This window comes from Dryocola sp. LX212, from assembly GCA_041504365.1.
In the GTDB taxonomy this organism is placed as follows: domain Bacteria; phylum Pseudomonadota; class Gammaproteobacteria; order Enterobacterales; family Enterobacteriaceae; genus Dryocola.
This window is the reverse complement of the sequence record CP167917.1, coordinates 1,294,439-1,307,355: the sequence shown is the minus strand read 5'-3', so window position 1 is coordinate 1,307,355 and position 12,917 is coordinate 1,294,439. Positions and strand designations below refer to the sequence as shown.

Below are 12,917 nucleotides of genomic sequence, written 5' to 3'. Positions count from 1 at the left end.
GGGTTAATGTTCGCTTAATCTTTGTCTGCCACTATCCGTAGCATCTTACTGGAGGATATGGGCATGGCGATAAAAGAACGGGTTATGGGTGGGAGTGCATTATTGTTAAGCGCGCTCGTGGTGCTGTGTTTTCTGAAGGCATATCTCTTCGTTTAGGCAACTGGCTAACCGGCAGACGAAAAAAAACCCGCCTCAGCGGGTTTTTATATTCTGCCAGTAGCGCCTTAGACAGGCATTACGTTTGCAGCAGAAGGGCCTTTGGCACCGTTAGTGATTTCAAACTCAACGCGCTGGCCTTCAGCCAGGGTTTTGAAACCGTTGCTCTGGATTGCAGAGAAGTGTACGAACACGTCTTTGCTGCCATCTTCCGGAGTAATGAAACCAAAGCCTTTGGACTCATTAAACCACTTAACGTTACCTTTAATCTTAGACATCAAAATTACCTTTACATGAAAAATAGACACAAATGCTGTGTCGGGCATCAGTACAACAATTGCGGTGCATTTTGTCCAGTCCGGAAATGCGAAAAAGTGACAAAAGTCGCGAATTTTTCCTTCCACCAGACGTCGCTGCTTACCTATAACGGGGCAGGCAAAATCTCTGGCTACGCCACCTCATTTTCAACATATTTAAAACTGACAACGCAGCCAGGCGAAGTAGACATTCCCGTTGTTAAAGGTACCCGGAATATAGGTCATCTGGGAGGTAGCCGGACCGTAGCCTACCGACGCCAGCGGCAGTAAAACCAGCACAGGAATATACTTCCAGTTATCGCACGCGGTGTAACCAAACCCAGGATGGAAATTGTCGTCGGCAAGCGGCCTGCCGCCTTACGCTGGGCGATAGCAGTATCAATATGACCCCTTACCTTTACCTTTACCTTTACCTGAACAAATCAGCAACATAAACCCAATCTTGTCGCTACTTTTATCGCCAAAAAGTAATAATTCCAGCTTGTAATAAATAACTACTATCAATCATTAAATGTCATAATTGCCGGGTCGCCTGCAAAAATATCACCTCTGATCGGGAGAGTCAGTGAAAGTTGACCCCCATCAGGTAAACGTCCTTTTCACTCAGGCACATTGCCACCGCTTTGCCGAAGGCTGCAAAGGTCACTATTGTTTATTTTTCAGGCATGCGGTTGCGTTCAGGCACGGCTTAGCGCAACGGGGGATATTATGCTTACTTTTCTGGAACTACTTATTGGGGTTGTCGTGATCGTTGGTGTAGCCCGCTACATCATCAAAGGCTACTCCGCGACCGGCGTGCTATTCGTCGGTGGCCTGCTGTTACTGATCGTCAGCGCCTTAATGGGCCACAAGGTGTTACCGGCCAGCGCCGAAAGTACCGGCTATACCGCGACGGACATCGTCGAATACGTAAAAATCCTGCTGATGAGCCGCGGCGGCGACCTCGGTATGATGATCATGATGCTCTGTGGCTTCGCCGCTTACATGACGCATATTGGCGCCAACGACATGGTGGTTAAGCTTGCCTCCAGGCCGCTAAAATTCATCAACTCACCGTATATGTTGATGATTGCCGCCTATTTTGTGGCCTGCCTGATGTCACTTGCGGTCTCCTCCGCAACCGGCCTCGGCGTGCTGCTGATGGCAACGCTGTTCCCGGTCATGGTGAACGTGGGTATCAGCCGCGGTGCGGCGGCGGCCATCTGCGCCTCCCCGGCGGCCATTATCCTTTCGCCAACATCCGGCGACGTAGTGCTGGCAGCGAAAGCGGCAGAAATGTCGCTGGTCGATTTTGCCTTTAAAACCACGGTGCCGATTTCCGTGGCGGCGATTATCGCGATGGCCATTGCGCACTTCTTCTGGCAGCGCTACCTGGATAAAAAAGAGCACATCAGCCACGAGATGCTCAACGTCAGCGAAATCCAGACCACCGCGCCCTCTTTCTACGCGATTCTGCCGTTTACTCCGATTATCGGCGTGCTGATTTTCGACGGCAAATGGGGCCCGCAACTGCACATTATCGCCATTCTGGTTGTCTGCATCCTGCTGGCAGCTGTCATTGAGTTCTGCCGCAGCTTCAGCGCCCAGCACGTCTTCTCCGGGCTTGAAGTCTGCTACCGCGGCATGGCGGACGCCTTTGCCAATGTGGTGATGCTGCTGGTTGCCGCGGGCGTGTTTGCCCAGGGCCTCAGCACCATCGGCTTTATCCAAAGCCTGATTACCCTCGCCACCTCCTTCGGTTCGGCAAGCATCATTCTGATGCTGGTCCTTGTCGTGCTGACCATGCTGGCGGCCATGACGACCGGCTCCGGGAACGCACCTTTTTACGCCTTCGTCGAGATGATCCCGAAACTGGCCCACTCTTCCGGCATTAACCCGGCGTACCTCGCTATTCCAATGCTCCAGGCATCCAACCTTGGCCGCACCATCTCTCCGGTGTCCGGCGTAGTGGTTGCCGTGGCGGGCATGGCGAAAGTATCGCCGTTTGAAGTAGTCAAGCGCACCTCCGTGCCGATTGGGGTTGGCCTGCTGGTGGTGATTATCGCTACTGAAATCCTGGTGCCTTCCGCAGCCCTGGTGCCCTAAATTAAATATGTACAACAAGCGCCTCTCTGAGGCGTTTTTTTATGCTTAAATAGCACACTTATTGGAAATTTTTGCCCAACGGAACGAGAACCTGCATGAAACCAACGTGGCGTAACGCCCTGCTTCTGACCACTACGCTCACCACCAGCCTGCTCGCTCAGGCAGACCCGTTACAGCCAACCCAGTACGGTGATTTTGACACCTATGTGCTGGCGCTATCCTGGCAGACAGGTTTTTGCCAGAATATGCACGAACGCCACAGTAACGAGCCCGATGAGTGTAAAGTTCAGCATGAACAGGCGGACAAGCGAGCATTTCTGACAGTTCACGGTTTGTGGGCCGGGCTGCCGAAATCCGTAGCGTCCCGAGGTGTGGATGCAAAACGCTGGATGCGCTACGGCTGCGCTACTCGCCCTGTCCCGAACATGGCGGAAGTGCGCGGCTCCCGAAAATGCAGCGCGCCGGAAACCGGCATGTCCGTTGAAATAGCCTCTAAGCTGTCCGCCGTCATGCCCGGCGCGGGCGGTAAGTCCTGTTTGGAACGTTATGAATATGCCAAACACGGTGCCTGCTTTGGCTTCGACCCGAACGCCTATTTTGGCACCATGGTGCGTCTGAATACCGAGTTCAAAGACAGCAAATTTGGGGAGTTTTTGGCGCAGAACTACGGCAAAGTGGTGAGCCGCAAAGCCTTTAATAAAGCGCTGGAGAACAGCTGGGGCAGCGATGCGGTAAAAGCCGTGAAGCTCACCTGTAACGGTAACCCGACTTACCTGACGGAGATGCAAATTTCGCTCGGGGCAAAAACCATTAACGACCCGCTGGGCAGCCGCTCTTTCAGCACACAAAAAAATCCGGGCAGCTGTGCGAAGCAGTTCCGCCTGGATGCCATGGGTTATTAACGGCGCAAATTATTTATTAGCGGATGGCGCTAATGCGCATCCGCCTGACCAAATCCAGCCTTCAGCCGCCGTACTTATAAACCCTTGCCTCCCAGGGGTGCAGCCGGTAAGCCTCGTCTGACTGAGGATAATTTCCCAGCAGGCAGCGCGCCTCGTTTAGCGGCAGCTCTTCTTCCGGCCAGCGCGCCGACTTCGACGACATGTTGCACAAAACCAGGAACTGCTCGCCCGCCAGCACGCGGCGATAAGCATAGATTTGCGAATGTTCCGCCAGCGCCAGTTCGTAGCGTCCGTAAATCAGCGCCCGCTCCTGCCTGCGCAGCTGGATCAGCGCCCGGTAGAAATTGAGCACCGAGTCGGGATCCTGCTGCTGGCTGGCTACGTTGATCATTTCGTAGTTAGGATTCACCGGGAACCACGGCTCGCCGTCGCTGAAGCCTGCGTTCGGCCAGCTGCTCCACTGCATTGGCGTGCGGGAGTTATCGCGCCCGGTGTTGGTCAGGAAGGCGATAATCTCTTCTTCGCTTCGCCCCTGCACCGCCAGCTCCCGCCACATATTTTTCGCTGACACGTCATCAAAATCTTCTATTCCGCCGAAGCGGGTGTTGGTCATGCCGATCTCCTGTCCCTGATAGATAAACGGCGTGCCCTGCATCAGGAAGTAAAGTGCGGCAATGCAGGTGGCGCTTTCCCGCCAGTGGTGCTCGGTGTCGCCCCAGCGCGAGGTAATGCGCGTCAGGTCGTGGTTTTCAACGTACAGCGCGTTCCAGCCCTTGCCTTCCAGCGCCTCCTGCCAGGCGGTAAAAATCTTCTTCAGCACGCCCGGCTCCGGGCGCAGCCCCTCATCAGGCTCCCACAGCCGCACATGTTCAAACTGGAAGACCATGCTCAGCCGGTTACGGTGTTCACCCACCCACTCCTCGGCACGATCGGCATACAGGCCGTTCATTTCGCCAACCGTAACAATGTCATAGTGCGAGAGTACGTTGCGGCTCATGTCGTCCACGTAGTCGAGCAGCCCGTCATAATTCAGATGGCTTTGCATCGATGGGGCGTAGCGCAGGCCGTCCGGATTAGGCACGTCGGCAAACTGCGGCTCTTTTTTCAGGTGTGCGATAGCGTCGATTCGGAAACCATCGATGCCCTTATCCAGCCACCAGCGCATCATTTCGTATACCGCGGTGCGCATCTCTTTGTTTTCCCAGTTCAGATCCGGCTGGCGGCGGGTAAAGAGATGCAGGAAATACTGTTCGGTTTTCGGATCGAACTCCCAGGTGGAACCTTTGAAAATCCCCTCCCAGTTATTCGGCTCCATCTCGTTTTTTCCGTCGCGCCAGACGTACCAGTCGCGTTTCGGGTTATCGCGGGACGATCGGGATTCCAGGAACCAGGGATGCTCGTCAGAGGTATGGTTGACCACCAGATCGATAATCAGCCGCATACCCCGGGCGTGAACTTCGTCCAGCAGGCGATCAAAATCGGCCATTGTGCCAAATTCAGCCATGATCTGTTGATAGTCGCTGATATCGTAGCCGTTGTCGTCGTTGGGGGATTTGTACATCGGGCAGATCCAGATCAGATCGATGCCCAGATCCTTCAGGTAGTCGAGTTTTTCGGTAATGCCGTTCAGATCGCCAATGCCGTCGCCGTTGCTGTCTTTAAAGCTGCGCGGGTAAATCTGGTAGGCCACCGCCTCTTTCCACCAGTTCGCCATCGTTACCTCCCAAGTAGTAAAGCAAAGGATTCATAAGGTTGCAGTTCAATACTCACCGCCAGCTGATCCCGCGGCGCGTAGTTGCTGATCAGACATTCGCCGTGCCAGGCCTGCATGGCCTCCGGGATTTCCAGCGTCAGGCGATCGGCGGAGAAGTTATTGATGACCAGCAGGCGTTCGTCGCCCAGCATTCGCAGCCACGCAAACACCTGAGGATGCTCTGACAGCAGCTGCTGGAAATCGCCGTAGACCAGCACCGGATACTGTTTCCTCAGCGCCACCAGCTTCTGGTAATGCCAGAGAATGGAGTCCGGCTCGCTAAGCGCTGCGGCTACGTTAATCTCACGGTAGTTAGGGTTGACGACAATCCACGGTGTACCGGTACTAAACCCCGCGTTCGGGCCGCTGTCCCACTGCATCGGAGTGCGCGCATTGTCGCGCCCGTTAGCGTGAATGCCGAGCATCATTTCCTCATGGCTCATTCCCCCCGCAAGCCGCTCCTGGTAAAGATTCAGGCTTTCTATGTCGCGATATTCTTCGATGGTGGCGAAGCGCACGTTGGTCATGCCGATCTCTTCGCCCTGGTAGATATAGGGCGTGCCCTTCAGGCAGTGCAGCGCGGTGCCGAGCATTTTGGCGGAAGCTTCACGGTATTCTCCTTCGTCGCCAAATTTCGACACCGCCCGGGGGAGATCGTGATTGCTCCAGAACAGCGAGTTCCAGCCTTTATCAGCAAGGGCCGTTTGCCACTTATCGATAACGGCTTTGAAACGGCCCAGCTCAAACGGCCTGCTGCGCCACTTTCCGGCCTCGTCGTCCCAGAAGGATTTGATGTGGTCGAACTGGAAAACCATCGACAGTTCTTCACGGTCTTCAGCGCTGTACAGCAGGGCGTCCTGCGGCGAGGCGCTCCACGCTTCACCAACCGTGACGTAATCGCCTTTCCCGAAGGTGGCACGGTTCATCTGGCGGATCAGCGCGTGCAGGTTTTTGCCGTTCGCCATGATCTGCCTGTCGACCTCTTTGCCGATGAGATCGATAACGTCCATGCGGAACCCGCCGATGCCCTTAGCCAGCCAGCGGTTCATCATCGCGTGAACCTCTTCCTGCACGCGCGGGTTGTCCCAGTTAAGATCCGGCTGCCGCTTAGAAAACTGGTGCAGGTAATATTCGCCGCTGGCTTCGTCCAGCGTCCAGCCGCTGCCACCAAAGTAAGAGTGGAAATCGTTTGGTGGCCCGCCGTCCGCCGCCGGTTTGCGCCAGATGTAAAAGTCTCGATAAGGATTATCCGGGGATTTAAGCGCCTCGAGGAACCAGGGGTGTTCATCAGAAGTGTGGTTGACGACAAGATCCATCAGGAGATGAATATCGCGCCGTTTCGCCTCCCGGATCAGGCTTTCCATCTCCACCATGGTGCCGAATTCTGCGGCAATATCTTCATAGTCAGAGATGTCGTAGCCGTTGTCGTCCATCGGCGAGCGGTAGACCGGCGAAAGCCAGATCAGGTTGATGCCAAGCTGCTGCAGGTAGTCGAGCTTGCTGATAATGCCGGCCAGATCCCCTATGCCGTCTCCGTTGCTGTCCATAAAGCTGCGCGGATAGATCTGGTACACCACCGCGCTGTGCCACCATTTTTTTTCCACTGCGATCTCCTTTTTTGTCGGATGACGCTTCGCTTATCCGACCTGCATTCAGCGAAGTGTCATCCGCCAGTCAGATCCTCACAAACGCGCGCCCGTCGCTGTTAAAAAGATAGCAGCTCTCCGGGGGCAGCCGCAGGCCGATACGCCGGTCGGGCTGGACGGCAAGCCTGGTGGTCTGGCGCATCACCAGAGGTTCGTCACCGTAACCGCTGTTAACGTAGAGCAACGTTTCGTTGCCCATCTGCTCGACGAACAGAATTTCCCCTTCGATATCCGCCTGCGCCAGCTCCGTTAGCTGGATATGTTCCGGACGAATCCCAAGCCTGACTGCCTGCCCCTCCGTCACGCCAGCGCCGTTTATCGGCAGCGTGATTTGCTGGCGATTTTCCAGCAGCACGTCGGTGCGCTGGGCGTTACCCAGGGTTAGCACACCGGGGATAAGGTTCATTTTTGGTGAGCCGATAAACTGCGCCACAAAGATGTTTGCCGGGCGGTCGTACAGCTCCAGAGGCGTGCCCACCTGCTCTATCTGGCCCTGATTGAGTACCACAATCCGGTCGGCCAGCGTCATCGCTTCCACCTGATCGTGAGTCACATACAGGATAGTCGCGTTGATGCGTTTGTGCAGAGCGGCGATCTCCATGCGCATCTGCACGCGCAGAGAAGCGTCGAGGTTAGACAGAGGTTCATCAAACAGAAACAGGCTCGGCTCGCGCACAATTGCCCGGCCAATCGCCACCCGCTGCCGCTGGCCGCCGGAGAGATCTTTCGGGCGGCGATCCAGCAGTTTCTCCAGCTGCAAAATCCTTGCGCTCTCCCGCACCTTCTCGTCGATCTCCTTCACCGGCACTTTCGCCATCTCCAGCGCGAAGGCCATATTCTGATAAACCGTCATGTGCGGATAAAGCGCGTAGGACTGGAATACCATGCCGATGCCGCGCTCCGACGGAGAGTCGTCGTTCACGCAAACCCCGTCGATACGCATTTCGCCGCCGCTTATCTCCTCAAACCCCGCCACCATCCGCAGCAGGGTAGATTTGCCGCAGCCGGACGGGCCAACCACCACCACAAATTCGCCGCTGTTAATCTCAAGATCGAGGGGCTTAATCACCTCGGCTGCGCTGCCATATCGTTTCTGGATTTTATCGAGTACAAGTTGCGCCATGGTTATCCCTTAATTGCCCCGCTGGTCAGCCCGCTGACAATGCGTTTCTGGAAGATCAGGACCAGCACGATAATCGGCAGCGTCACCACCACCGAAGCCGCCATTATGCTGCCCCACGGCAGCTCAAAGGTGGACGCGCCGCTGAACATGCTGATCGCCACCGGTACCGTGCGCTTGTCGCCGGAAATAATAAACGTCAGCGCGAACATAAATTCGTTCCACGCGCCGATAAACGCCAGCAGCCCGGTGGTCACCAGCGCGGGTGCCAGAATCGGCGCAAACACGCGGCGGATAATCGTCCAGGTGTTCGCCCCGTCGACGATCGCCGCCTCCTCCAGCTCCACCGGGATCGACTTCATAAATGTGGTCAGCACCCAGACGGTAAACGGCAGGGAGAACGTGGTGTAGGAAAGGATCAGCGCGCCGAGGGAGTCATACAGCCCCAAAAAGCGCACCAGTTCGAACATACCGCTAAGCACCGCCACCTGCGGGAACATCGAGACGCAGAGAATGGTGAACAGCAGGAACTTACGCCCACGAAACCGCACGCGCGCCAGCGCAAAAGAAGCGGTGACCGACACCAGCAGACAAATGCCCACGGTTATCGTCGCCACCAGCACCGAGTTCAGCAGGCTGCGGGCAATGCCGTTATCCGCCAGCGCCACCACATAGTTACGCCAGTGATAGCCGCTGGGTAAATACGAAGGTAAAAACAGTTCCTGACCCGTGCGCAAGGAAGTGAGAATGGCGTAATAAAACGGGAACACGCAGAACAGCACGGCGAATGTGGCTCCCAGAAAGATAACCAGCTTATGCCCGAACCTGCGCTGCCGACGGGATATTTTCATCACCGCTTCTCCTTTTCGTTTAAACGTGAGACGCGGATAAAGCAGGCGGCAATGCCCGCCACCATCATAAACACCAGCACCGAGGCCGCCGAACCGACGCCCATGTCCTGATAAGAGATGATTTGCTCTCGTGCATAGCCGGATACGGACATCGTGGCTTCGCTGTTGGAGGTGAGCACGAAGATCAGATCGAAGATGCGCATCGCGTCCATCACACGGAAGATAAGTGCGACGATCATCGCGGGCATGATCAGCGGCAGCGTGATGCGTTTAAATCGCTGCCACGGACTGGCGCCATCCACCCGCGCGGCTTCGTAGAGATCTTTAGGTATAAGCTGCAGCGCCGCCAGCAGCATCAGCGCCATAAACGGCGTGGTCTTCCAGACGTCGGCAATCACCACCGCCCACATTGACAAAGATGGCTCGGCAATCCACGCCAGGTGTGCCTGATAACCAAAAATCTTATCCAGCAGATCGTTCACCACCCCGTACTGGTCGTGGAACATCCAGCCCCACATTTTGGCGCTGACGATGGTCGGGATAGCCCACGGCACCAGAATGGCGGTGCGCACCAGCCCCTGGCCGCGAAACTTCTGGTTCATCAGCAGCGCCAGCAGCATGCCGAGCAGCAGTTCCAGCCCGACCGACACCACGGTGAACCACAGCGTGTTGCCCACGGCCTGCCACCAGAGTGGGTCAACCAGCACCCCCGTGCTTTCCCCATCGTGGGTGGCGTAATAGTTTGCCAGCCCCACCATCTCGTACCCGGCAGGGTTGTCGAGCATCGCATTGGTAAAGCTGAAGAAGAAGGTGCGCACCAGCGGCCAGCCCGCCGCCAGTGCAAGGAGTAAAAGCGCGGGCGCCACCAGTATCCATGCGATACGGCGGCGCCGCTGTTGGTAGCCGAGGTGCGCCAATTAACGCCAGTCCTTACCCTTCACGCGCTCAAGACGTTTTTGCAGATCCGCCACGGCCGTTTTGCCGTCACTGCCGCCGTTGAGCACTTTAAAGGTCACGTTGTAAATAGCGTTGGAGACGCGCGGATACTGGCTTTTGGTTACCGTTGCCGGGCGCGGTACCGCATTGGCGAAGATCTCTTTAAACATCGTTAAATGCGGGGCAGTTTCCAGTACAGCCTTATCTTCATACAGGGCAGAACGCGTTGGCGCGAAGCCCAGATATTTAAGCTGCATCTTCTGCGAGTCTGCGTCAGTGAGGATTTTCAGCAGCGCAATCGCCGCGTCTTTGTTTTTGGTATTGGCGTTAACCGACCACTGCCAGCCGCCCAGCGCGTTGGCAGATTTGCCGTCCGGGCCGGCAGGAAGAGGCGCTACGCCAACCTTACCTTTCAGCGGGCTCTCCTCTCCCTGCGAGAGCAGATAAGCATACGGCCAGTTGCGCATAAACAGGGCATCGCCGTTCTGGAACACGGCTCGGGATTCCTCTTCTTTGTAGCCCAGCGCGCCCTTCGGTGTGATTTTACCGATCCAGCCCGCGACCGTATCCAGCGCAGCCGCGGCCTTAGGATTGTTTACGGTCACGTTTCCTTTTTCGTCGATAAAGGTCCCGCCGCCCCAGGAGTCAATCCACTCCAGCGCGTTGCAGGTCAGCCCTTCGTACGATTTTCCCTGGAAGATCATCCCCCAGAAATTTTTATGCCCGGCCTTGCGCTCTTCGGCCTGAATTTTGGTGGCGATGCGCGTCAGCTCATCCCAGGTTTTTGGCGGCTGCTCTTTGTATTTCTCCAGCAGGTCTTTGCGGTAATAGAGCACGCCGGTGTCCAGATAGGCAGGCACCGCTTTCACCTTGTCGTTTACCGTGTCGTTAGCCCACGGGCCGGGGAAGAAGTCCCCTTTCATGTCGCCCACGGCATCGGTCAGGTCGAGCGTTTGCTTATCGAGCAGGCCGACCCAGATGGTGTCAGACTGGAACAGATCCACCGCTTTCTCATCTTTGGCGGCAAACAGCTGCTGCAGGAGCGCAAGCTTTTCATCAGATGCCGCCGGGAACTCGATGAACTCCAGCTTGTTATTGGTTTGCTTTTCAAAACGCTCTTTGACGTAGCCGCAGTATTCCTTACCGCCGGGGAAAATCGGACATTCCATACGCAGGGTATCGGCCAGCGCGGCGTTGGAGACGCCCGCCAGCGCTAAGGTAATCAGACTTAACGTCAGCTTTTTCATTATTTCCTCTTATGTTCAGACCTGACAGGAGGGAGGGCGTAATATATCCGCACCATCAAAGACGGTAGTTAACGATCGGACCCGGCAGCAAATTAGCTGACTACTCTTTGTGCAAAATCTCGAGCTACAGCACGGTATTGGCTTTTTTATTGGTCTTTTAGTGGGGAAAAACTATGCGGCTGGCGCAGGGGCAGCGCCGAGAAAGTATGGTGTGGGGATGTGGGAATGCAAAATATGCGCGGCGTCAGAAAATGATTAATAACGTGCTAGAGCGGCCGGCACTCAGGCGCTCAAATCACAATTTTGCAGCAACTCCTGGATTAGCCTTAACTCGTTCTTATAGACGTAACGCAGGTTAGTCCCACCAAAAACAGGATTGTGCCGATCGAAAAAGGCCAGGCAAGGAAAGGTACACGGCGCTGATTCTGCGACGACAGATTTCAGCTCTTCGTAAGTGAAAAGTGAGGTTGAAAGAGATTTGTGGCTAACCTTAAGATACTCTTTCAGAAACCATTGTTCATAAGCATGCATATCGGTTAGAAGTTTCATAAAATCTCTTTTTAAATGGAAAATCAATGCCAGTATTAAACTGTCATATGATTTGATACTCAATCGAAGTTTTTAAAAGTCGCTTTTTAAATTATTTATGGCATTTGGTTAAGTGACTGATAAGCATGGAGTTGATTATATGAACAATAAATTTGACTACAACCTCATCAAAACGTTGGTGCTTATTTTTGAAACAAAAAGTATGAGTAAAGCCGCATTGGCTTTAGGTGTCTCTGCGCCAACTTTAACCTATTCATTAAACAAGCTTCGCACTTATTACAACGACCCAATTTTTACTAAGTCTACCAGAGGGTTAAAGCCTACGCATGTAGCAAATGAACTCTACCCCGCCTTTAAGAAAATTGATGAAGATATTTCACAGTCAGTCCTGGTTAGTCAGGATACCTCTGCAGGCCTTCACAAGATCGCTATCAGAACCAACACTATGATGGAATGCTTTTTGCTGGACAGGCTAGTTAATAATCACCAGCTTCCGAAAGGCCTCTGTATCGACTTTAATACCCAGACCATGCAGGAGGAGGACCGCATTACCGCGCTGGTATCAAGAGAGGTGGACATCGATATCGGAATGGCAATCAAAACAAATAATTCATTGTTTTCTATAAGAATTACCCAATCGAGGATCGTAGCACTTTGCCGTAAGGATCATCCAAGAATCGACGCGGACCTGAGCTTTGAACAGTGGATGCGCGAAGAACACGCCGCGCTGAAATCTGCCGAGCTCAACAGCTATCTGCCGGAAACGCTTTATTCAAACGCTTATAAAAGAAATATCCGATATCGCTCACAGTCGATGCTAAATATGCTGAACTGCATTGAAAAAACGGATTACATTATGTTCCTGCCTGAAATCCTCCTGAAATATACCCTCCGACTTTTTAACGTTCGTGCCGTAAATATCCCATGGATGGAGAAAGACAATATCGATATACATGCTTATGTCCACAGCAAAGCTAAAAATGACCAGAAGCTGATGCAAATAATTAATCTGGTCAAATTCTGAAAACTACTGCCAGTGCAAAGAAAATCTTTAAGGCGGGGAGCGACATATCAGCCAACTATTAGCGCTTACGTTTACCCACCTGCAAAACATAGCTATGTTCATCGTTGGCCGGATAAGCGCTGCGCCCTCCGGCACATCATCCCTTGCCCCTGGCAGGTTTGTTTATGAACAGCAATTCGCCCGATCCCATTTCGTCTGTTTTATTTCCATAGTTTGAACCCGCTCTCAAAAGGTTAACAAATATGACAGGACAGGTTCCCGACGGCGCAATGTTACCGATATCATGTTACCGGTATCAGCACATCGGTGTACTAAGCTAACCCGCTTGTCA

The 12,917-nt window shown here is 54.2% G+C and carries 11 protein-coding genes and 1 pseudogene; 3 read left to right on the top strand and 9 right to left on the bottom strand.

Annotated elements, in window-relative coordinates:
• Positions 1–224: 224 nt before the first annotated feature.
• Together cspE and pagP are read right to left on the bottom strand one after the other, a co-directional pair.
• On the bottom strand, positions 225–434 hold the full coding sequence (gene cspE, locus ACA108_06170; protein ID XEX97102.1) for a transcription antiterminator/RNA stability regulator CspE: 210 nt from the start codon (positions 432–434) through the stop codon (positions 225–227).
• A 195-nt stretch (positions 435–629) separates the two neighbouring features.
• A pseudogene (gene pagP, locus ACA108_06165) lies at positions 630–824 on the bottom strand (lipid IV(A) palmitoyltransferase PagP).
• A gap of 357 nt (positions 825–1,181) precedes the next feature.
• Between pagP and dcuC the strand changes: the two are divergent.
• Positions 1,182–2,558, top strand: a complete 1,377-nt coding sequence (gene dcuC / locus ACA108_06160; GenBank protein ID XEX97101.1) for an anaerobic C4-dicarboxylate transporter DcuC — start codon at positions 1,182–1,184, stop codon at positions 2,556–2,558.
• Positions 2,559–2,653: 95 nt separating this feature from the next.
• Complete coding sequence (gene rna, locus ACA108_06155; protein ID XEX97100.1) at positions 2,654–3,460, top strand: ribonuclease I; 807 nt, start codon at positions 2,654–2,656, stop codon at positions 3,458–3,460.
• 61 nt (positions 3,461–3,521) lie between these two features.
• Here the strand turns inward: rna and ACA108_06150 are convergent, their stop codons facing one another.
• From ACA108_06150 to ACA108_06120, 7 genes are all read right to left on the bottom strand, one after another.
• A complete protein-coding gene (locus ACA108_06150) occupies positions 3,522–5,174 on the bottom strand; it encodes an alpha-glucosidase (GenBank protein ID XEX97099.1) in 1,653 nt (550 codons plus the stop codon).
• Positions 5,175–5,176: 2 nt separating this feature from the next.
• Positions 5,177–6,760 carry an alpha-glucosidase gene (locus tag ACA108_06145; protein XEX98034.1) on the bottom strand — a complete coding sequence of 528 codons (1,584 nt, stop codon included), beginning with the start codon at positions 6,758–6,760 and terminating at the stop codon, positions 5,177–5,179.
• 127 nt (positions 6,761–6,887) lie between these two features.
• Positions 6,888–7,982 carry an ABC transporter ATP-binding protein gene (locus ACA108_06140; GenBank protein XEX97098.1) on the bottom strand — a complete coding sequence of 365 codons (1,095 nt, stop codon included), beginning with the start codon at positions 7,980–7,982 and terminating at the stop codon, positions 6,888–6,890.
• A gap of 2 nt (positions 7,983–7,984) precedes the next feature.
• Positions 7,985–8,830, bottom strand: a complete 846-nt coding sequence (locus ACA108_06135) for a carbohydrate ABC transporter permease (GenBank protein ID XEX97097.1) — start codon at positions 8,828–8,830, stop codon at positions 7,985–7,987.
• The gene (locus ACA108_06130; GenBank protein ID XEX97096.1) at positions 8,830–9,747 is read right to left on the bottom strand and encodes a carbohydrate ABC transporter permease; all 918 of its coding nucleotides are present in this window, start codon (positions 9,745–9,747) and stop codon (positions 8,830–8,832) included. The genes ACA108_06135 and ACA108_06130 overlap by 1 nt, the downstream gene beginning before the upstream one ends.
• Positions 9,748–11,013 (bottom strand): ABC transporter substrate-binding protein, encoded by a 1,266-nt coding sequence (locus ACA108_06125; GenBank protein XEX97095.1) that lies wholly within the window; start codon positions 11,011–11,013, stop codon positions 9,748–9,750.
• A 282-nt stretch (positions 11,014–11,295) separates the two neighbouring features.
• On the bottom strand, positions 11,296–11,562 hold the full coding sequence (locus tag ACA108_06120; protein XEX97094.1) for a hypothetical protein: 267 nt from the start codon (positions 11,560–11,562) through the stop codon (positions 11,296–11,298).
• A gap of 139 nt (positions 11,563–11,701) precedes the next feature.
• On the opposite strand from ACA108_06120, the gene ACA108_06115 reads away from it, so the two are divergent.
• Positions 11,702–12,586 carry a LysR family transcriptional regulator gene (locus ACA108_06115; GenBank protein XEX97093.1) on the top strand — a complete coding sequence of 295 codons (885 nt, stop codon included), beginning with the start codon at positions 11,702–11,704 and terminating at the stop codon, positions 12,584–12,586.
• Positions 12,587–12,917: the final 331 nt, after the last annotated feature.